Annotated in this window: 19 protein-coding genes and 1 tRNA gene; 9 read left to right on the top strand and 11 right to left on the bottom strand. The window is 53.7% G+C overall.

Going from position 1 to position 21,260, the window contains the following annotated elements; genetic code table 11:
• The first annotated feature begins 42 nt into the window (after nt 1–42).
• Nucleotides 43–456 carry a DUF4864 domain-containing protein gene (locus ACIRQ6_RS10105; protein ID WP_420860464.1) on the top strand — a complete coding sequence of 138 codons (414 nt, stop codon included), beginning with the start codon at nt 43–45 and terminating at the stop codon, nt 454–456.
• A 167-nt stretch (nt 457–623) separates the two neighbouring features.
• Complete coding sequence (locus ACIRQ6_RS10100) at nt 624–2,912, top strand: glycosyl hydrolase family 28-related protein (RefSeq protein WP_420860463.1); 2,289 nt, start codon at nt 624–626, stop codon at nt 2,910–2,912.
• A 26-nt stretch (nt 2,913–2,938) separates the two neighbouring features.
• Here the strand turns inward: ACIRQ6_RS10100 and ACIRQ6_RS10095 are convergent, their stop codons facing one another.
• Entirely contained in the window at nt 2,939–3,415 is a 477-nt protein-coding gene (locus ACIRQ6_RS10095; RefSeq protein ID WP_420860462.1) for a HugZ family protein, read from the bottom strand.
• Between the two features lie 67 nt (nt 3,416–3,482).
• Between ACIRQ6_RS10095 and ACIRQ6_RS10090 the strand changes: the two genes are divergently transcribed.
• Nucleotides 3,483–3,752 (top strand): DUF5665 domain-containing protein, encoded by a 270-nt coding sequence (locus tag ACIRQ6_RS10090; RefSeq protein ID WP_420860461.1) that lies wholly within the window; start codon nt 3,483–3,485, stop codon nt 3,750–3,752.
• Nucleotides 3,753–3,754: 2 nt separating this feature from the next.
• Here the strand turns inward: ACIRQ6_RS10090 and ACIRQ6_RS10085 are convergent, their stop codons facing one another.
• The 3 genes from ACIRQ6_RS10085 to ACIRQ6_RS10075 all read right to left on the bottom strand — a co-directional run bounded on the left by ACIRQ6_RS10085 (nt 3,755) and on the right by ACIRQ6_RS10075 (nt 8,614).
• The gene (locus ACIRQ6_RS10085; protein WP_420860460.1) at nt 3,755–4,438 is read right to left on the bottom strand and encodes a hypothetical protein; all 684 of its coding nucleotides are present in this window, start codon (nt 4,436–4,438) and stop codon (nt 3,755–3,757) included.
• A gap of 81 nt (nt 4,439–4,519) precedes the next feature.
• Entirely contained in the window at nt 4,520–6,709 is a 2,190-nt protein-coding gene (uvrB, locus tag ACIRQ6_RS10080; protein WP_420860459.1) for an excinuclease ABC subunit UvrB, read from the bottom strand.
• 105 nt (nt 6,710–6,814) lie between these two features.
• The gene (locus ACIRQ6_RS10075; protein WP_420860458.1) at nt 6,815–8,614 is read right to left on the bottom strand and encodes a methyl-accepting chemotaxis protein; all 1,800 of its coding nucleotides are present in this window, start codon (nt 8,612–8,614) and stop codon (nt 6,815–6,817) included.
• A gap of 280 nt (nt 8,615–8,894) precedes the next feature.
• Between ACIRQ6_RS10075 and ACIRQ6_RS10070 the strand changes: the two genes are divergently transcribed.
• From ACIRQ6_RS10070 to ACIRQ6_RS10050, 5 genes are all read left to right on the top strand, one after another.
• Complete coding sequence (locus tag ACIRQ6_RS10070; RefSeq protein WP_420860457.1) at nt 8,895–9,206, top strand: ETC complex I subunit; 312 nt, start codon at nt 8,895–8,897, stop codon at nt 9,204–9,206.
• A 192-nt stretch (nt 9,207–9,398) separates the two neighbouring features.
• A complete protein-coding gene (locus ACIRQ6_RS10065) occupies nt 9,399–10,493 on the top strand; it encodes an ABC transporter ATP-binding protein (RefSeq protein ID WP_420860456.1) in 1,095 nt (364 codons plus the stop codon).
• 81 nt (nt 10,494–10,574) lie between these two features.
• A complete protein-coding gene (locus tag ACIRQ6_RS10060) occupies nt 10,575–11,642 on the top strand; it encodes an ABC transporter substrate-binding protein (protein WP_420860455.1) in 1,068 nt (355 codons plus the stop codon).
• Nucleotides 11,643–11,721: 79 nt separating this feature from the next.
• Entirely contained in the window at nt 11,722–12,972 is a 1,251-nt protein-coding gene (locus ACIRQ6_RS10055; protein WP_420860454.1) for an ABC transporter permease, read from the top strand.
• 43 nt (nt 12,973–13,015) lie between these two features.
• On the top strand, nt 13,016–14,215 hold the full coding sequence (locus ACIRQ6_RS10050) for an ABC transporter permease (RefSeq protein ID WP_420863891.1): 1,200 nt from the start codon (nt 13,016–13,018) through the stop codon (nt 14,213–14,215).
• A 77-nt stretch (nt 14,216–14,292) separates the two neighbouring features.
• On the opposite strand, the gene ACIRQ6_RS10045 is transcribed toward ACIRQ6_RS10050, so the two are convergent.
• From ACIRQ6_RS10045 to ACIRQ6_RS10015, 7 genes are all read right to left on the bottom strand, one after another.
• Entirely contained in the window at nt 14,293–15,222 is a 930-nt protein-coding gene (locus ACIRQ6_RS10045) for an AEC family transporter (RefSeq protein WP_420860453.1), read from the bottom strand.
• Entirely contained in the window at nt 15,222–16,019 is a 798-nt protein-coding gene (locus ACIRQ6_RS10040; protein ID WP_420860452.1) for an MBL fold metallo-hydrolase, read from the bottom strand. The genes ACIRQ6_RS10045 and ACIRQ6_RS10040 overlap by 1 nt, the downstream gene beginning before the upstream one ends.
• On the bottom strand, nt 16,019–16,804 hold the full coding sequence (locus ACIRQ6_RS10035; RefSeq protein WP_420860451.1) for a TatD family hydrolase: 786 nt from the start codon (nt 16,802–16,804) through the stop codon (nt 16,019–16,021). Before ACIRQ6_RS10035 ends, ACIRQ6_RS10040 begins: the two co-directional genes overlap by 1 nt.
• A complete protein-coding gene (locus ACIRQ6_RS10030; RefSeq protein ID WP_420860450.1) occupies nt 16,804–17,958 on the bottom strand; it encodes a DNA polymerase III subunit delta' in 1,155 nt (384 codons plus the stop codon). The genes ACIRQ6_RS10035 and ACIRQ6_RS10030 overlap by 1 nt, the downstream gene beginning before the upstream one ends.
• A gap of 123 nt (nt 17,959–18,081) precedes the next feature.
• A complete protein-coding gene (tmk, locus tag ACIRQ6_RS10025; protein WP_420860449.1) occupies nt 18,082–18,702 on the bottom strand; it encodes a dTMP kinase in 621 nt (206 codons plus the stop codon).
• Nucleotides 18,703–19,860, bottom strand: coding sequence for a D-alanyl-D-alanine carboxypeptidase family protein (locus ACIRQ6_RS10020; RefSeq protein ID WP_420860448.1), 1,158 nt, complete (start codon nt 19,858–19,860; stop codon nt 18,703–18,705).
• Nucleotides 19,861–19,897: 37 nt separating this feature from the next.
• The gene (locus tag ACIRQ6_RS10015; protein ID WP_420860447.1) at nt 19,898–20,788 is read right to left on the bottom strand and encodes an SPOR domain-containing protein; all 891 of its coding nucleotides are present in this window, start codon (nt 20,786–20,788) and stop codon (nt 19,898–19,900) included.
• 223 nt (nt 20,789–21,011) lie between these two features.
• Between ACIRQ6_RS10015 and ACIRQ6_RS10010 the strand changes: the two genes are divergently transcribed.
• A tRNA-Ser gene (locus ACIRQ6_RS10010) sits at nt 21,012–21,101 on the top strand.
• Nucleotides 21,102–21,260 lie beyond the last annotated feature (159 nt).

Raw genomic sequence — 21,260 nt, 5'->3', positions numbered from 1 at the left:
TTGGCCTTACCCTTATCTAAGGCAACGTAGAAAGGGTAAGCCATGCGGACGTTTGTTATGGGCACTGTACTAGGCACATTGATGGCGACGATGTCGTTGGCTCAATCTGGCCCGCAGGTCGAGATTGAGACAACTATTCAAAACCAAATGGAAGCGTTCAGATCTGACAACTTTGCCGAAGCCTATTCTTATGCCAGCCCGATGATCCAAGGTATGTTTGGCGACGCCAATCGGTTTGGGATGATGGTCCAGCGCGGCTATCCGATGGTCTGGCGCAATCAGACAGTGCGGTACTTGGAACTGCGGGAAATTGCAGGCCAGTTGTGGCAAAAAGTAATGATCCAAGACGCGTCAGGCGGTCTACACATGCTGGACTATCAAATGATCCAAACCGAAGAGGGCACTTGGCAAATCAATGGCGTTCAGCTGTTGCCTTCCCCTGATATTGGCGCCTAACCCGTCCTCAACTTCGGGGCACCGTGACGGTGGTCTGAAGATCTGTTTACCCAAGGTTGATACCCCCTTGGCGCGCGCTGGGCACTGACCCTTGCGCCGTGGTTTGTCATGCATTGGGCTTAGGTAGCGGTTTTGCTGTCTGGGGCCCCTGCAGAAAAGGGGTATTTATGAATAAGGTCATTACAGAGGGCTGGGTTTTGACCCCGCCTGCATTTTCGCAAGGTTTGGACGTTTGGTCTTCGCAGGACGGCACACCCGGTTCGGCCACCTATGATGGATCTGCAAACGGCATCTACGTGCCGGCTGATCAGGATTTTGGTGGCTGCCTTGAATTGATCAAAACATCCAGCACGCAAAACTTGCGCTATATGGGCCAAACCCCATTGGTGCCGGGATGTTATTTGCGCATCAAAGCCCGTGTTAAAGCATTAAGCGGCCCACTGCCCACTGTTCGCATCGCAGCCTGGGCTGGTGACGGCAACAACAATGAAGTCAGCAACATTGATACGACTGGTCCAGACACGACCCTGACTACTTATGGTGAAGTGGTTGAAATCAATGCCATTATTGGATCTGGTAACCGTTCGGGTGTTGATATGGCCTGGGGCACGACCCCGACCTATGCTCATATTGGATTGGATCTGACCGGGGCCACTGGTGGGGCTATTCGCGTAGATGACATCGAAATTGAAGATATCACTGGGGCTTTCCTGCGCGACATGATCGACCTTGTCGACGTCAAAGATTTTGGCGCGATTGGCGACGGCATCACGGATGACAGTGCGGCCTTTAATGCGGCTGATGCAGCCTCCGACGGGCGCCGCGTTTTTGTTCCGGCAGGTGTCTATTTCCTCGGCAACAACGTCACGATGGACAGTTCTGTGACCTTTGAGGGCACGGTTCAAATGCCTGTCGACAAACGTCTGGCGCTGCGCAAGAACTTTGATCTGCCCAGCTATATCGAAGCCTTTGGCGACGAAGTCGAAGCCTTCAAGAAAGCCTTTCAGGCGCTGTTGAATTCTGTGGACCACACCTCGTTGGATATGGGCGGGCGTCGCGTGCAATTGGACGGACCAATTGATGTGCAAGCGGCGGTCGACAATAAGGATGTCTTTGCCAGCCGTCGTGTTTTGCGAAACGGTGAATTTGATGCCCAAGGCGATGTGAATTGGGAGACTGCCGAGGTCACGTCGTCCGCCAGTTACACCCCAGCCAATCCGCGGATTCTGAGCAACGTGGCCAATATTGCCAACATCGAAAAAGGCTCACTTGTAGAAGGGGACGGGGTCGGTCGCGAGATTTATGTCAACGACGTAAATGTTTCGGCCCAGACAATTACCCTGTCGCAACCGTTCTACGGTGCTGCGTCAAACCAGACGTATACCTTTAAACGCTTCCGCTACATTTTAGATTTCAGTGGGTTCGCTAGTCTGAGTAAGTTCAAATTGGACGGTGTTGATTTCCTGTGTAACAACCGCGCAAGCGGTGTGATGTTGCCGCCTGACGGTCTGACCTTCCGCTTTAATGACTGCGCAATTGCCAAACCTGTGGCGCGGTGCATCACCTCGATTGGTACTGGATGCCAAGGCCTGATGGTGGACAATTGTCGGATCAGCTCGGGTGAATCTGCGATTTCTGTACAAAATCGAACGACGCTGGCCCTAAATTGCAACGGCAATGACGTGAAACTGCGCAACAACCGCATCTCGCAGTTCCAGCGTTTTGCTGTTCTGGGGGGCAGCGGGAACCTGATTGTCGGCAATCACTGGTTTATGGGTGATGACGAAGTTGATGGCCTGCGCGTCGGCGGGCTGGTGTTCACGGATTCCAATTCCAAATCAGTCATTACCGGCAATTATATCGACAATAACTTTATCGAGCTGACCAACGAATATGAGCCGACGCCTGAATACACATCGTCATTCTCGTTCGGCGGGCTGTCCATCACGGGCAATATCTTTACCGTCAATGATGTGAACGATGAATTCAGCTTTATCGTGGTCAAGCCCTTTGGGTCGGGTCATTATCTGCAGGGTCTGTCGGTGACGGGAAATGTCTTTAGATCTTTGAACGGTTCGATCACACGCGTAGACAAATTGGACGATAGTTTTGCCAGCCTAAACTATAGCCGCACGGTCAATGTTGTGTTTGACAACAATACCTTCAATGCAGTTGAAAATGAGACACAAACACCGGCCTCTTTGCGCTTTGAGCAGAACACAGATGCCTCGACGTGGGTCATTTCAGGCGCGCCATATATGCCGTTTGGTGGACGTTTGCGGGTGATGGAAGCCTTTGTTCAACGGTCTGAAATCCTATCTGGCAGCACGCGGGTAAGTTCGGTGCCTTGGGCGGAAACCCAGCGTGGTACAAATAAAGACGAGGTCCATCTGCACTGGGATCAACCCTGTCGCGGCGAGGTGCAAGTCAGGGTGCGTTGCGACAATCCACTTTAAAATCTCAAAGGGGCCTCCGGGCCCCTTTATGCTGCCAAATCAGAGGGTTGCAATACGTAAGCCTTACCAAATCCGCCGTTTAGATGTGCCTGAACCGGCTTGAATTGCAAAAAAACGAAATCCAGAAAATCGATATATAGCTTTGATTTCGGCAAGCGTTCCAAATACTCGTGTGCGATTTCTCTGAATGTATCCGTGTCATGTTCTACGCGCACAGCCTGCGCTTGGATCGTGAGGCGCGGATGGGTCAGGGCGTCGCCCTTTTCCCCAGGTTCGCCGACCAACAGTGAAACACGGGGCGAATGCTGCAGCGCCTGAGTATGATGGCTGAGGTCAGAAACAAGACTGACCAAACCAAAGCCTGCGATTTGAGCGAGGGCTATGCGACTGACCATTGGACCTTCGGTGGTCTCCACCGCGAGGGCCCCAAATTTTGCCTGCGCTATCAGATCAACAGCCAGAGCGCGGGCATCGTCATCAACAGGGCGAATAGGGTTCTTCATAAAACCAGCTTGTCATTCCAATCCCGCTTGGGCAAGCTTTTGACGGCAAAAGCTAGGGTGTATTGAGATGGCAGATGTGACGTTATTGGTAGCCGAAATGGCCGAACTCAAGTCAGAGGTGAAGCGCCTTAACAGCCACCGTTTCGTCGAAATTCACAATTCCGTGCCGCGGCTCGTCGCTTTTCAATTTTTGCGCGGTTTGGCTTTTGGTTTGGGCACCGTAGTGGGGGCCACGATTTTGGTGTCTGTCTTGGGCTATGTTCTCAGCTCGGTCGATTTTATTCCAATTATCGGCGAATGGGCGGCCGAGATTGTAAGGATCATGGACACAGACTAGGCCTAAAACCTGACAACTGCACCCAAACGCACCGCATGGCTGTCGCCCTTGGTGTCATAAACTCCGCCCAAAACCATTGCAATATTAGGGGTAAAGCTCCATTCGATTGCTGGAGCCAAATTGAGGTAATTGAACTCGCTGGCTTGGCCAATTTGCACTTGGACCATGGCATTCAAACGATCCGAAACGTGATAACCATGTGTTAAATCCAGTTTTGCTAGGTAACTACCGGTGCTTTGAAAGGTCAGATACCGTAGATCTGCGGTGCTCCATGTCTTTAACGTGCTAAATCCCAAATGAAGGCTCAGTTGTGCGGCGTTCTGGGTCGTTATGGTTTGCGTTATTGTTTGCGCGATTTGAATGCGGCGTCCGCCACGAAACTCAAACACATCTTCTGTGACCTCATAGAAGTAGAGCGCGCGACCAACCCCGCCGCCAATCGAAAGCTGAAAGGGCAACGTTCCCTCCGGCAGGGCGTAAACCAGACCGATGATGCCAGTAAGGCCACCAATTTCCTCTTGGTAGATCCCATCAAGGGTCAAAGTGATCTGATCTGTAACCCCAAACTCACCGTAAACATGCTTGTTTGGGGTCTGTCCGTCGTAAGAAAAGAACGACAGATCAAAGTAGCCCTGATATTTGCCCCTTGGCCAAGCACCTGCGTCTGCCAGATTTGGCAGCAACATGAGACACAAAAGGCATAGTCTAAGCATATTAGATAGAGGCCTTGTTAAAGTTAACAAAAGCCTAAAATGCCGGTGCTACCCTTAAAACTTCTTCTGGCTTTTGCCTCTGTAACTGCGAGTCCCACCGCGCCCCGCTGTGCTGCGACCGCCCGCTTTTTGGGCGTCATCCACGGCCTTTTCGATGGATTGTTGCCGCGCCAGAGGGTCGTCAGAGACTGCCAATTCAACGGTTTCCAGACGCTTTACCTCATCGCGTAGGCGGGCTGCTTCTTCAAACTCAAGGTTTTCCGCGGCTTTTCGCATTTCAATGCGCAACCCGTCCAAATGGGCCTGAAGGTTGGCCCCGACCATCGGCTTTTCAACTTTGGCGGTGATACGCGATTGATCCGTATCTCCTTTGTAGAGGCCTTGCAAAATGTCTTCGACGTTCTTTTTAACGGTCGCAGGGGTAATGCCATGCTTTTCGTTATAGGCGATTTGTTTTTCACGACGGCGGTTGGTCTCGCCCAAGGCACGTTCCATACTGCCGGTGATCTTATCCGCATACATGATAACGCGGCCTTCCGCATTTCGGGCCGCACGCCCAATGGTTTGAACCAAACTGGTCTCGGATCTAAGAAAACCCTCTTTGTCAGCGTCCAAAATGGCCACCAACCCGCATTCCGGAATGTCCAAACCCTCACGCAGAAGGTTAATGCCGATCAAAACATCAAACGCGCCCAGCCGGAGGTCACGCAGGATTTCGATCCGTTCGATTGTGTCGATGTCCGAGTGCATATACCGGACCCGAATGCCTTGCTCGTGCATGTATTCGGTCAAATCTTCGGCCATCCGTTTGGTCAAAGTCGTAACAAGCGTACGCATCCCCATTTGGGACACTTTCCGGACCTCATCCAGCAAATCATCGACCTGCATGTCGACTGGTCTGATCTCGACCTCAGGGTCCAGCAGACCTGTTGGTCGGATGACTTGTTCAGTAAATACGCCGCCGGTTTGTTCAATTTCCCACGAGGCAGGGGTGGCTGAAACAAAGACCGACTGCGGGCGCATTGCATCCCATTCTTCGAATTTCAATGGACGATTGTCCATGCAACTGGGCAGGCGAAAGCCGTGTTCAGCCAGTGTGAATTTGCGTCGATAGTCCCCTTTGTACATGCCACCAATTTGCGGCACGCTAACATGACTTTCGTCCGCAAAGACAATGGCGTGGTCAGGGATGAACTCGAAAAGTGTAGGTGGCGGCTCGCCCGGCGCGCGGCCCGTCAAATACCGGCTATAGTTTTCGATTCCGTTACACACACCGGTGGCCTCTAACATTTCAATATCGAAATTTGTGCGCTGTTCTAAGCGCTGCGCTTCCAATAATTTTCCATCTGCGACCAATTGATCTAGCCGGATCCGCAATTCTTTTTTGATGCTTATAACCGCCTGCTGCATCGTTGGTTTTGGGGTCACATAGTGCGAGTTTGCATAGATTCTGATACGTTCGAATGTGTCTGTCTTTTCCCCTGTGAGCGGATCAAATTCAGTGATGCTTTCCAGTTCTTCTCCGAAAAAGGACAGACGCCAAGCGCGATCTTCCATGTGCGCAGGGAAAATTTCAAGGCTGTCACCGCGCACCCGAAAGCTGCCGCGCTGGAAGGCTGCGTCGTTGCGGCGATATTGCTGGGCCACCAGATCAGCCATGACTTTGCGCTGATCGTATTCGGTGCCGGTATAAAGATCCTGCGTCATCGCCCCATAGGTTTCGACGCTGCCAATGCCGTAAATGCAACTGACTGATGCTACGATAATCACATCATCCCGTTCCAAAAGGGCGCGGGTTGCCGAGTGTCGCATGCGATCGATTTGTTCGTTTATCTGGCTTTCTTTTTCAATGTAGGTGTCGCTGCGGGCGACATAGGCCTCGGGTTGATAGTAATCATAATAGCTGACGAAATACTCAACCGCGTTGTCCGGGAAGAACCCTTTAAATTCGCCATAGAGTTGGGCGGCAAGCGTCTTGTTTGGGGCAAGTATAATGGCAGGGCGCTGGGTTCTTTCGATGATTTTCGCCATCGTATAGGTTTTGCCTGTCCCGGTGGCGCCCAGCAATACTTGGTTTTGCTCGCCATCGATCACGCCTTGTGACAGTTCCTGGATGGCCGTTGGTTGATCGCCTGCTGGTTCAAATTCCGTGTGAAGGTTGAACGCAATGCCCCCTTCTAATTTTTCGCGAGTGCGGACGTCTGGGGCTGGACTGTTGAGATAAACCTCGGCTTGGCTGCTCATCTTTGACCTCTTGCGCTGGACATATTGGCCGTTACCCAAAGGGTCGTGCCAAGCTTTAGCTAATAGCTAGGTCAGCTTTGCGCAATGACGAGGTGAGCAATGGAGTTACACGGCCTGCGGATGCTGTACGTCGGACTCTTCCAATTCAACGAAGTCTTCCGGTCCTTCGGGATCGTTTGTCCAATCGACTGGATCCACGTCGCTTGACGATCCTGTGTTAAAACGCGCGACCAACTGTGCTAATTGCTGTGCGTCTGTGTTTAACGCGAAACAAGCCGCTGTTGCTTCTTGAACCATGGCGGCGTTTTGTTGCGTGACTTGATCCAGATGATTGACGCCAAGGTTAATTTCACTAATGCCCGAAGACTGTTCTGTTGATCCTTCGGCCATATTCCCAATGAGCGTCGCTATGTTTTCCACGCTAGACACAATTTTTTGCAATTCATCGCCGGCTTGATCTACCAGCTTGACGCCCTGACCGACTTGTAGCGAGCTGTCATGGATGAGTGTCTTGATCTCTTTTGCGGCATCTGAAGATCGTTGGGCCAGTGCCCGCACCTCTGAGGCTACAACTGCAAATCCGCGACCTGCCTCGCCTGCACGCGCAGCTTCCACGCCGGCGTTTAGCGCCAGCAAGTTGGTTTGAAAGGCGATGTCGTCGATCACAGAAATGATCTGCCCGATTTTATTCGAACTTTCCTCTATTTCTGCCATAGCGACCACCGCCGATCTGACCACACCTTGGCCATCTTCCGCAGTGCCAATTGCTTTGGTGGCAATGTTTTCGACTTCTTTTGCACCGGACGCTGCGGATTTGACGCTTGCGGTCATTTCTTCCAAGGCCGCTGCGGTTTCTTCTAGCGTGGCAGCTTGAGTTTCAGTGCGCTGAGATAAATCATCAGACGATTGGCTGATTTCGATTGCACCGTCCCGTATCGTGCTGGCGCTGTTTATCACGGCAACGATTGTCTTGCTGAGTGACGCGATGGTCGTGTTGTAGTTATTGCGCAGGTCCTCGTAGTCCTCGGGAAATGGTGTATTGATCGTTTCCGACAAGTCGCCGTTGGCGAGTGCCTGCAATCCGTCAGTCAGGATGCTGACAACTTCGTCTTGTTGTTGCTGGGCGCGTTTTACGTCTTCGCGATCCTGTTCCGCTGAGTGCAACGCCCCCTTGAGCGATGCCAGATGCGTCATGATCAATCCAATTTCATCGCGCCGTTTCGAGGGTTTGATGTCGACGGAAAAGTTCTTTTCCTCAAGATCTGCGACCAAGCTACTGACCCGTTCCAGTGGCTTTGCTATAAATTGCCGCAATATCAATGCGCTGATGACAAGCAAGACGGCCAAAATCCCCAAGCTTGTGAACGCGGCGATATTTTTTTGTTCTGTTGCAAAGGCTTTGGCTTCGTCCGCGGTCCAGATCATCGCAACAGCGCCAATTACCTGTGGATCAGTGTTGCCAAATAAAACTGGTGACGCTGCATAAAGACCATCGTTTGTGTAAGAATATTCTGCCGTTTGCATTGCCACGGATGCTAGGAATTCGATGTCTTGGATGCCAACCTCCGACGCACCAGCTGTCGCCAAAACATTGCCATCAATATCTACGACAAATGCATATTGGGCCATCCCTTCAGACCGATCCAAAACCAATGTTAAATTGCGTTCAAGATCCGCGCTGTTGCCAAAACGAATTGCGCCACCAACTTGGCTGGCCAAGGTCGACGTAATCTCCTCAGCCAAAACCAAAACACCCTGGCTGGCAATTTTGGCAGTCGTGGCCTGCAACAGCCAAACCATGGTTATGACCATGGCAACAGATGTGAGAGCAATCAGGGCCGTTAACTTGACAAAGACAGAGCTAAATAACCCCCGAAAAACACCTAATTTGGCAACTGTTTCCATGTAACGTTCCTGATGATTGAGCGGCCTGGGCGCATTGGGGCGAAATTAGAATTTTGCTGCGGGCCAAGCAGAGGGTTTTGCCCGCGTTTCGCCAAGGGTGTACCCCCATAGGGTTTTCAGTTGATTAATGGCCCTCAAATCAAGCTGCCCAAAATCAATAACAATTTTATCTTTGTTAGAACTACTTTTCACTGGACCAGTGGCAGGTGAGGGCCGCTAAACAGGTCTTGTTTATGTCACTGAAAAAGACGATATAGACGACATAACCGGAGGGTCGAACATGCGCGCCAGAATCTATCAGCCAGCGAAAACTGCAATGTCCTCAGGGGCTGCGAAGACGCATCATTGGGTGTTGGAATATGCGCCTGAGACCGCCCGCGCTGTTGATCCCTTGATGGGATGGACCACGTCGTCAGATACCCAAAGTCAAGTACGCCTGCAGTTTGATAGTAAATCTGCTGCAGTGGACTACGCCCGCGAACATGACATATCCGTGGTCGTGCAAGAGCCCAAAAAGCGTAAAGCAAACATTCGCGCTGGCGGCTATGGCGAGAATTTTGCGACCAACCGACGGGGCGCTTGGACCCACTGATTGCCGCGCCAAGAAACTCCAAACGACTAATTTACAAGCGTTCGCAAGTCGAACCGCCTCAAAACAGATCTGTTTCGCGTCATTAAACTTATTTTCCTGCTCGTTGACAAGAATGGTTGCATCCGCTTCCGCGAATTGCTTAACTTTCGTAAGCCCTGACAAAAGGGTCGAAATATACTTCGGGGGGTCAATTTGACCACAGCAAAATCTGCGGACGCATTTGTCGAATTCGACCATGTGCAAAAAAGTTACGATGGCGAGGCATTGGTCGTCAAAGACCTGAACCTGTCCTTACCAAAGGGCGAGTTTCTGACCATGCTTGGGCCGTCAGGGTCGGGCAAGACGACCTGCCTGATGATGCTGGCAGGGTTCGAGACCGCAACCCACGGTGAAATCCGCCTTGACGGGCGCGAAATTAACAACATCCCACCCCACAAGCGCGGCATTGGCATGGTGTTCCAAAACTACGCGCTTTTCCCCCACATGACTGTTGCAGAGAACCTATCGTTTCCGTTGGAAGTGCGCAAAATGGGTAAATCCGACCGCGAGGCAAAGGTCAAACGCGCGCTGGATATGGTGCAGATGGGCGAGTTTGGAAACCGGCGCCCTGTTCAGCTTTCGGGCGGGCAGCAGCAACGAATCGCGTTGGCCCGTGCCTTGGTCTTTGATCCTGAGCTGGTTTTGATGGACGAACCATTGGGCGCGCTGGACAAGCAATTGCGCGAGCACATGCAATACGAGATTAAGCATCTGCACGAAAGCCTTGGAATCACTGTGGTTTATGTGACCCATGACCAATCGGAGGCCCTGACGATGTCCGATCGTGTGGCTGTGTTCGACGACGGTCGCATCCAGCAATTGGCCCCGCCTGATGATTTGTACGAGCGGCCTGAAAACAGCTTTGTTGCGCAGTTCATTGGCGAAAATAACAAGCTTAGCGGGACCGTGAAATCAAAGTCTGGCAACCATGTTGTTGTGGAGCTGCCATCGGGCAAGACCTGCACGGCTTTGGCGGTGAATTGCGGTGACGTGGGCAGCGAGACACTGATTTCGGTGCGGCCTGAACGCATCGAAATTGCGGCCGAAGACGGGCCCAACACCACTACAGCCGACGTTAAAGAGTTAATCTATTTAGGTGACCACATTCGGTGTCGCCTTACTGTGCACGGCAATGACGAGTTTATCGTGAAAGTGCCAAACGCCGCTGGCCACAAACATCTTGTGGTGGGCGAACAAACGCGCGTGACATGGTCCCCGGACGATGCCCGTGCGCTTGACCCCCTGTAGTTCAGGGGGCGAGGGACGAAACCAAACCAGAGCAAGGACAACCTTGCCGTCTTAAAAGTTCGAAAATGGGAGAACACTCAAATGAAAAAGACACTTATTATGACAACAGCCCTATGCGGCGTTGCGTTTACGGCGGCTGCCGAAGACCTGACCGTCGTTTCTTGGGGCGGCGCTTACACAAAGTCGCAGGTTGAGGCTTATCACAAGCCTTGGATGGCCGAGACAGGCAAAACCATCATCTCTGAGGACTACAATGGTGGTCTGGCCGAGGTGAAAGCCCAGGTTGAAGCCGGCAACGTCACATGGGATGTGCTCGATGTGGAAATGTCCGACGCCGTTCGCGGTTGCGACGAAGGCCTGCTTGAGCCGATTGATCACTCGATCCTGCCAGCTGCTCCAGACGGCACTGCTGCGGCCGAAGATTTTATCGATGGCTCGCTGCTGGAATGTGCTGTTGCCAACATCGTTTGGTCCACAGTTTTTGCCTATAATACAGAGAAAACCACAGGCGTTAGCGGCATTGCTGACTTCTACGACCTTGCGAAATTCCCGGGCAAGCGTGGCTTGCGTAAGAACCCAAAAGCCAACCTTGAAATGGCTCTGATGGCCGACGGCGTGCCTGCGGATGAAGTCTATGCCATGCTGGAAACGGACGAAGGCGTTGATCGCGCATTTGCGAAAATGGACACCATCAAAAATGATGTCGTCTGGTGGGAAGCTGGCGCGCAGCCACCCCAATTGTTGGCGGATGGCGAAGTGGTTATGACCACAGCCTATAACGGTCGTATCTTTAACGCGGCTGCAGGCGAAGGTCAGCCGTTTGAAGTGAACTGGGACGGCCAGATCTTGGACTTTGACCTTTGGGTGATCCCAAAAGGCGCAAAGAACATGGAAGCTGCGTTGGACTTTGTTGCATTTTCGACAGACACACAGCGTCTGGCAGATCAGGCATCCTGGATTTCCTACGGTCCTGCCCGTAAGTCGTCTGGCCCATTGGTCGGTTTGTACAATGACGGCAAAACACCAATGGCCGAGCATATGCCAACAGCCGAAGCCAACCTTGGCAACGCTTTGGTCAACGGTTTTGAGTTCTGGGCCGACAACCAAGACGAGCTGAACGAGCGTTTCAACGCTTGGTTGGCCAACTAATCATCCTTTGATGATCATAGGGCGGGGGACATGATGTGTCCCGCCCAACCCTCTGAATTTCCACTGATTTTGGTGACCCATGGCAGATGTATCTGGCCCCATTCTGGCCGCTGACGGCACCCCGATTAAAAAGAAGTTGCGCCAAGCTTTGTTTCAAAGCCGGATGCGCGCCTTTTTACTGGTTTCGCCTCTGTTGGCCTTCATCATTGTCAGTTTTATTTTGCCCATTTTGACCCTGCTGTCCCAAGGCGTTTATGATGATCGCTTTAACAGCTTGATGCCTGAAACTGCGCAGGTCTTGCGCGAATGGGACGGCGCATCCGAGCCAACCGAGGCGATGTTTGCGACCCTTGTGGCCGAGATTGTGATCGCCAAAGAAGAACGCACCATCGGCCGTGTTGCCACGCGTGTGAACCGTGAACTATCCGGCACGCGTTCGCTGTTTACGTCCACGGGGCGTCGCGCGGCCAAACTGGAAGCGCCCTTCAAGGAAGCGATGATCGATACCAAGAAAAAATGGGGCGATCTGGAAACATGGCAGGCGATGAAGGTTGCATCGCGCACGCTCACCACAGGCTATTTGGCCAATGCGTTGGACTTTAAACAAGAGGCCGACGGCAGCATAGTGCGCCAAGACGAAGAGCGTCGCATCCATGTCAAGTTGTTCCTACGTACCCTCGAGATTTCCTTCGTGGTGACTGTGGCTTGCCTGATCTTAGGATACCCGGTGGCCTATCTGCTCAGTACGCTCAGCACACGGTCCTCGAACTTGTTGCTGATCCTTGTGTTGTTGCCGTTTTGGACATCGCTATTGGTGCGGACAACCGCTTGGATTGCCATGTTGCAGGCCCAAGGGGTGATGAACGATCTCTTTGTGGTGTTTGGATTGGCGACGGATGATGACCGGTTCAGTCTGATCTACAATAAAACCGGCACACTGATTTCAATGACGCATATCCTGCTGCCGTTTATGATCTTGCCGCTCTATTCCGTGATGAAAACTATTCCGCCGCAATATGTGCGCGCAGCGAAATCCATGGGGGCCACTAATGCAACGGCCTTTTGGCGCGTCTATTTCCCGCAATCAGTTCCAGGCATCGGGGCAGGGGCGCTGTTGGTCTTTATTCTGGCGATTGGCTATTACATCACACCGGCCTTGGTTGGTGGCCAAGATGGTCAGATGATCTCGAACATCATTGATTTCCACATGCGCAGATCCCTGAATTGGAACCTTGCAGCGGCCCTTGGATTGGTCTTGCTGGTCTTTGTGCTGTTCCTTTTCTGGCTCTACGATCGCATCGTGGGCATCGACAATATGAAGCTAGGATAGAGCTATGGCCGGTGCATTTCGCTATATTCCACCGCAACCGCCGATGTGGTTCACCCTTGCCTGGACTGGTGGTTTTGGGGCTATAGTCGGGTTTCTCAGCGCCCAGGGCCAGTTTGCACGGATGGTCCCCTATTTGATGATTGGCGCCGTCGTGTTTGCTGCGCTTGCCTTTGTGGCCACTAAATTGCCGTCAAAGATCATGGCGCGGGCAGCCTGTGCGCTGGCATTGATGGTGCTGGGCACTGTTGCTTTCAGCTTTTCTTACGGCCTTCTTGTGGGGCTCTTGGGATGGATTGTGGGCGGTATGGCGCAATGGCTGAACTCGGGCGATTATCGCTTGCCGCAGCCCCCTTATGCGACCTCAGGACAAGTGCTGTGGTTCTACGTTTTTCGGTTCATTTGCGGCGCGATCTTTGTCTTTTTGATCACGCCGATCATCATTTTGATCCCTTTGTCGTTCAACCAACAACCCTACTTTAGCTTTACGCCTGAAATGCTTAGCCTAAACCCGGAAGGCTATTCTCTGCGCTGGTACTGGGACATCCTCAAGAACGGGATGGCTGCCCCCGAGGCGATCGACGGCTGGTGGGCCGACATGTGGAACAACGCCCAATGGGTGCGTTCGGTAAAAAACAGTTTCTACATCGGCTTTTGGGCGACCATCTTGGCCACAGGCTTTGGCACGCTCGCCGCTATTGGCCTCAGCCGGAACGAGATGCCCTATCGCCGTGCGATTATGGCCTTGCTGATTTCGCCGATGATTGTGCCACTTGTGATCACTGCCTCGGGCATCTTCTATTTCTACAGCCAGGTTGGGCTGGCCAAATCCTATATGGGGCTGATCCTGGCCCACGCAGTTTTGGGGACGCCTTTTGTTATCATCACGGTGACGGCCACTTTGGTCGGCTTTGACAATTCACTGACCCGGGCTGCGGCGAATATGGGCGCAGGCCCTGTGCGCACATTCTTCAAGATCCAGATGCCACTGATCCTGCCCGGGGTTATCTCTGGGGCGCTGTTTGCCTTTATCACCAGTTTTGATGAAGTGGTCGTCGTGCTGCAAGTCGCGGATGTGAAACAACGCACGATCCCACGTCAGATGTTCTCGGGCATCCGCGAACAAATCAGCCCCACCATTCTGGCTGTCGCCACGATTCTGGTGATTATCTCGATCCTTCTGCTGACAGTTGTAGAATTGCTGAGACGCAGGTCTGAACGATTAAGGGGCATTTCCCCGCATTAGGCCGGGGATTGAGTATTTATAGAAAAAAGAAACAACCTTCTTCTTTGTTCAAATATCCCCGCCAGAGGCATTGCCCATCAGGGCAAAACAATCAGCCATATCCAAACCGTGATCAGGCTCAGACCCGTTGCAATCAAGATGCTTGAGGCGGCGACGCGTTTGGCGACGCCGTACATATTGGCAAAGACATAAGCATTGATCCCCGGCGCCATTGCAGCCGTTAGCGTCGCACTGCGCAAAGCGTTCTCCGTCAGGGTAAATTGGCTTGCCATGCCATAGGTCAGGATCGGGCGCAGGATTAGGACGATACCACAAATCATCAGGGCGACCATCAGGTCGCCTTCCAATTTGTAACGGGTCAACACGCCCCCAAGACTAAAGATCGCCGCAGGCAGGGCAGCAAGGATCATCATATCAAGCGCGTCGGTCAACACCCCGGGCAGAGGCAGGCCAGTCAGGTTGACCAAAAATCCCAAACCAATCGCGATAATCAGCGCGTTGTGAAAGACTGTGTCAACAATGGCGCGGGAGGTGGCCAGAAAACCACCCCCTTGATTGCGCACAATTTCCATCGTTATGATGCCCAACCCATAGCAAAACGGTGCATTGATCGCGATGAGCGCAAAGTTTGCGTCCAGCTCACTCTCGCCATAAGCGCGTTCGGTAATGGGCAGGCCCAAGAGCACGGAATTTGCAAAAAGGCAGCAGAACCCGATGGCGACGCTGTCTTGCATCGGGCGTTTAAAAATCGCCCGCGCGCCCACAATACCCAGTACAAAACACACGGTTGCAGGGCCATAATAGCTAAACAAGAGGCTGGGGTGGAAATAGACCCCCAGATCAAGCTGGCTGATTGAGCGGAACAAAAGGCAGGGGATTGCAAAGTTTTGCGTAAAGCGCACCAAACCATCAATTGCCTCATCGGATATCAAGTCCCGTTTTGCTGCAGCGTATCCAAACCCAATCACCAAAAACACGGGCAGGATGACGTCCAGCAGGGCCTGCATCAGAGATTGTACCGAATGGTCATACCGTCAAAGGCTGCATCAACGTTTTGAGGGGTTTCGGCCTGCACCGTCGCGTGATCAAGGTCGATGTGCATATTGGTCAAAATGCCTCGCTTGGTGCCTACTTTGACAAACCATTCAAGGGCTGTGTCGAGGTTGATATGTGTAGGATGCGTCGTGCGCCGCAGGGCATCCAATACCCAGCAATCAAGCCCGTCCAGATGCTGCCAAGCGTCCTCGTAAAGGTCGGCCACATCGGGCAAATAAGCAAAGTCGCGAATGCGAAAGCCCAAAGCATCCATGCCACCATGTTTTGCTTTGAACGGGATCAGTCGCACCGTGCCCCCAGCGCCTGAAATCTCAAGTGGACCATCGATTGTGTTCATCTCCAGAATCGGTGGGTAGCTGGAGCCTTGGGGTTGGATAAAGGCATAGCCAAACCGCGCATAGAGGTCTTTTTGAGTAGGGGCATCAGCCCAAACTTGAAGACGCTCGCGCATGTTGAAAACGATCATGCGCAGATCATCCAACCCGTGCACGTGATCTGCATGGGCGTGGGTGTAGACAACAGCGTCCAATGCGCCGACCTCGGCATCCAACAGTTGGGCACGCATGTCGGGGGAGGTGTCGATCAAGATACGTGTCGTGCCGTCTGCAGTCTCCTGTTCGATCAATAGAGAACAGCGGCGGCGGCGGTTTTTGGGGTTGTTGGGATCACACGCCCCCCAATGCCCGCCCAAACGTGGCACGCCCCCAGACGAGCCGCAGCCCAATATAGTAAACCGCAATTCACCCATTAGATCGCCTTTGCAAACAGGCGGTGAAAGTTGTCAGTGGTGGCCTTGGCAAAAGCTTCGTAATCGATGCCAAAGGCTTGTGCTCCCTTTTGGGCTGTGTGAACCGTATAGCTGGGCTCGTTGCGTTTGCCGCGGTAGGGCGGCGGGGCCAGATAGGGGCTGTCGGTTTCCACAAGGATCCGGTTTAGCGGCGCTGCGGTGAAAATATCGCGCAGCTCCTGTGATTTTGGGAAGGCTGCGATACCGGACATGCTGAGGTAGAAATCCAGATCCAAGGCGGCCTTGGCAAGCGCTGTGCTGGAGGAAAAGCAATGCATGACACAGGTATAAGGCGCGTTCTTAAAGTGAGACGTCAGAATTTCGGCCATGTCATCATCAGCGGCGCGCGCATGAATGATCAGCGGTAGACCGGTGCGCTGAGCCGCTTCGATATGCACCGCCAGCGAGGTTTTCTGGATCTCTTTGCTGTCGGCTGTGTAGTGGTAATCAAGGCCGGTTTCGCCGATGCCGACCATTTTGGGATGGGCGGTCAAGGCAACCAAGTCATCAACACTGACAAGGGGTTCATCAGCGGCCGACATAGGATGCGTCCCCGCTGCGTAGTAAACCTGTGGGTAGGCCTCGGCGATGGCGCGAACCTGTGGTTCCAGACGGAGTTTGGTGCAGATCGTCACCATTTTATGGACGCCTGCGGCCAATGCCCGTTCGATGACGTCAGGGCGTTCTGCATCAAAGTCCGGAAAGTCCAGATGGCAATGGCTGTCAACGAGGAGAGGTAAGGACATTATGGCACCCTTTTTGCCTGTTGCGCCACGGTCTGATCAATCTTGAGAACCATATCAAGGATCAATGCCACAGGGTCAAGATTTACTGCGCGGGCATGGGCGGCTCGGGCGCTTAGGTCCTGTTGCAGGGTCGCATAGCTTTGTGCGGCTTTGGGTGTTGGGCAAAGGCGCGCCAAGATATGCGCCTCATTGGGGCAGGCCTCGGGACCTGCTGCACCTGTAACGCCTGCCTTGGCCATGCGCGCCATCAAAAGCCCAAGCATTGTCAGGGTCAGATCAAAGCGGTCCTTGTTTGCAGGTCCTGCACAGGCTTCGGCCAAGCGCAGTGTGGCGGGTCGGTCTGCTGTGTTTGATTGACCCCAAAGGCTGATCAGAGCCGTGTATATCGTCAGACCGCCGCCTTGATCATAGCGCAGGCTGTCGCCCACCGAACCTGTAGCAAGGGCGGCCAGTTGATCTGCGGGCGCTGTCAGTTCGGCACCGGTTTGGGCAAGGGCCGCGCCAAGATCATCTGGCGATAGGGGCGTGCAGCGCAATTCGCGGCACCGCGAACGGATCGTCGGTAACAACCTGGACGGCTGATGGGTGACCAGCAACAAAGTGGTGTTTTCTGGCGGTTCTTCCAACAGTTTCAGCAAGGCATTGGCAGCGGCTACGTTCATTTGATCGGCACTGTCGATGATCACGACCCGCCGACCGCCGTCTGTAGCTGCAAAGGTGAAAGCGGTTTTGAGTTTGCGGATTTCGTCAACAGTGATTTCTGTTCTGAGCTTTTCGGTCTTCAGATCAAATGGGATACGCACAAGGGCCAAGCGCGGTTCGGATCCCGCGGCCATGCGACGTGCGACCGGATGATCTGGGTCCACGTCTAAGCTGGCGATGGGGGCAGGATCGCCAAACATATCGCCAGCATCAACAGGATTGGTCGTCAGCAACGTTCGCGCGATGCGCCATGACAGTGTTGCCTTGCCGATGCCGCGCGGGCCACGGATCAACCACGCATGATGCAAACGATCCGAATTCAGCGCCTCCACAAAGGCTGCCTCAGCGGGGGCTTGGCCGAACAACCTTCGGGTGTCGCGCGGATGTGGCACCCCGTCCAATTTGTCGGGTTGCGGAATATCCATTTCATCAAGGGCTGCTTTGGCACACATGGGATTTATGTGCCACGGGGCGGGGCGAGTTACAAACAGGGATTGCGCTGTGCGGTGCACATCGCCGGTGGCGCGTCCTGACGGACGCGCAACAGGTACAAACAGGCCTCCGGCAAAGACCTATTACACAGAAAAAGCGTGAAAATGATTGCGGATGTCGGCGGCCACGTCGTCGGGCGCGCGGTTGCCATTTATCAAACGGCAGCGGTCGGGGAATTCTTGGCAGAGGGCCTGAAAGCCCGAGCGCAGTTTTTCTTGGAACGTAAGGCCCATGTCCTCGAACCGATCTTCGCCGCTACCACGTGCCAAGCCGCGTGAAAGGGCCATTTTCGGATCCATATCAATGACAAAGGTCAGATCGGGTTCTTTTTTGATCATTGTGCTGTGGAGTGTATCAACGACCCCACGCAAATCGCCGCGGGTTGCGCCTTGGTAGACGCGGGTGCTGTCGGCAAACCGATCACTGATCACAGTGATGCCTTGGGTCAGCTTAGGCTGGATTGTACGTTCCAAATGATCACGTCGGGCGGCGGTAAAGAGCAGGATTTCGGTTTCTGCAGACCATCTATCAGGATCGCCTTCTACCAAAAGACGGCGGATATCCTCGGCACCCGGTGCCCCGCCGGGTTCGCGGGTCAGATGGTTCTGTGCACCGTTCTGCGTCAGATGCTCTGCCAACAGTCGCGATTGCGTGGACTTGCCGGAGCCATCAATGCCTTCGAACGTGATAAACTTGGCGGACATTTACAAGGCAGGCTCGACCGTTGTGAACTGGCGCATCAAGACGCTGGTGGCAGTGCGCATGCGCGGCACAAATCCGCCCCGTGCCACATCCGAGGCCGCCACCAAAGGCACGCGTGTCTCGGGCAGGCCGTCAATTGAAATCACCAATTCGCCCAAAGCATCGCCTGCAGCGATTGGGGCCTCAAACGGGCCTTTGTAGGATACCGTGGCCTCCAGCGTGTCTTTTTGCAGCGCAGGCACAAGCAAGGACAGATCAGAGGCGGGAACCAAACCAACAGTGTCTGTGGCCCCGTTCCACACTTCGGCACTGGCAATCGCCGTGCCGGCCTTGACCACGTCCTTTTGAACAAACTGACGGAAAGCCCAGTTGACAATTTTTTCCGCTTCTTCGGCGCGCGCGTCCGCAGTTTGCAATCCAGTCAGCACAAAGATGATGCGACGATCGCCTTGTTTGGCGGATCCTGTCAGGCCGTATCCTGCCTCCTGAGTATGGCCGGTTTTAAGCCCATCCGCGCCGATCCCCAAACCCAATAAAGGGTTGCGATTAAAGCGGTTTTGGCTTTCGGTCTCGTCGAACATGAACTCTTTTTGGGCAAAAAGCGGGTAATATGTCGGATAGTCCTTGATCAATTTATCCGCCAACACAGCCAGATCTTTCATCGACATCCGGTGTCCTGCAGCGGGCCATCCATTGGAGTTGGCAAATGTTGATTGGGTCATGCCCATACTGACCGCTTTTTCGGTCATCATGCGCGCAAAGCCTGCTTCGGTGCCATCAACGGATAGCGCTTCGGCGATGACTGCGCAGGCGTCATTGCCGGACAAAACGATGATGCCGCGGATCAACTCCTCGACCGTAACGCGCTCACCAGCCTTCAAGAACAAGGTCGAACCGCCATAATCCATGGCATGCTTTGACACCAGCAAACGCTCATCAAGGCGTAAACGACCATCAGCAATCGCCTCAAAAGCCATATAGAGCGTCATGAGCTTGGACATCGAGGCAGGCGGTAGCGGCGTGTCGGCGTTCTTGTTGAGCAACACTGTGCCCGTGGTTTGATCCACCACATAGGCCGCCGAGGCGCGGGTCTCGAAGGCCTGCACAGATGTGCTGGCTGTGATCAGGGAAAGAGCGAGGGCGGTGATGCGCAGAAACATGACAACGTCGGTCCTTTTGGGTAACAGATCGGGTGGGTTAGTTGGTCACAAAATAGGCGTCTTCAAACCCTTGGGCTTTGATCTTTTTCAACAAAGCGGCGCGTTCGGAACTGGTGGTGGCAGGGCCCACCACGACACGCCAGAACGTTTTGCCCTTGCTCGATTGTTTGCGAACCGTAGGGACAACGCCGATTTGTCGCATGGCAGTGGCCGTGTTGCGTGCGTTGGCTTCGACACTGAAAATGCCCAATTGAATGAAGGGTTTGCTGAGGCTGCTTGCCTGTGGTTTGGGGGCTGCGACTGCAGCTGGTGTGGGCGCAGGGGCTGGGGTTGCCTCGGCAGCAGCAATAGCGGCGCTGGCTGTCTCGGCAATGGGATCCAGTGGTGTGGCCTCGATCGCGGGGGCGTCTGGCACATTTTCCAGTGTTTCTTCTGCGATCACGGGTTCTGTCGGGGCAGGGGCCACGGGCACGGCCTCGCGGCGCAGGGCAATCACGCTCATTGCTGTAGGGGCGCCTGCCAATATGTCTAAGGCTTCAGCCGCATCACTTGAGACTTGCAAGGCAGGCCCCGGATTGTCCCGTTCGCGGCGGAACAAGGCCCCGATCACGAACTTATCGTTTTTGGTGTTGCGAATGATCACGCGACCAGCGTCGACCACATCGGGATGGGCCACCCAAACGCCGCCCAGCGATGGGCGACCATCCCAAAGGCCCGGTTCGCTGACTGAAAACACCTCCGGTGCTTCAACGTCACGTTCGGTTACATCGCCTGTCACAGGTCCAAGCGGCGCGGTTTCAGACAGGCTATCTTTGGCCTTAAATGGGTTTTCAAACGTGCTGCCCTCGCAGCCCGCAAGGACCAAAAAGGAAACGGATGCTACGAGCGGAACCAGAGTTCTGGGATACATATGCCTGCGGGTGATCATGGGTGGATCCTGCTGTCTTAAGTTGCCTGTGCGCACTCTCGTTGATCGGAGCGGTTCTATCATGCGCGACACTAGCGGTTTGTGGCCTGTTTGGGAAGATGCCACGCCATCACCTGTGAGTGTATGGGCGGCTTTTCTCTGGCGCGTCTAGAATGGGCATGTCGCGCGACGATGTTGGTTGGGCTTTTAGAATCAAATCTGACAGGCTAAACACCCGTCCAACGGAAGCTTGGCAGAGTGGTCGAATGCACCGGTCTTGAAAACCGACGAGGGTGAAAGTCCTCCCAGGGTTCGAATCCCTGAGCTTCCGCCATACCCCCCTACAGTGCTTAGACACCCTGCAGTGTTTAGAAATCCATAGGTTTGGTCCGCCAAAGGCTTCAAGCCAATTGGATTGATCGATCCCGCGGGGAAGATGTGTATGGATCTCAGGTATTCGAGTTTTCGGGCCAAAAGGTGCGTAGTGCGCGCC

Origin of the sequence: Algirhabdus cladophorae, from assembly GCF_044772865.1 — a bacterium.
In the GTDB taxonomy this organism is placed as follows: Bacteria; Pseudomonadota; Alphaproteobacteria; order Rhodobacterales; family Rhodobacteraceae; genus Algirhabdus; species Algirhabdus cladophorae.
Note: the sequence above shows the minus strand (reverse complement) of the source record. Positions and strands in the feature narration are given on the sequence as shown.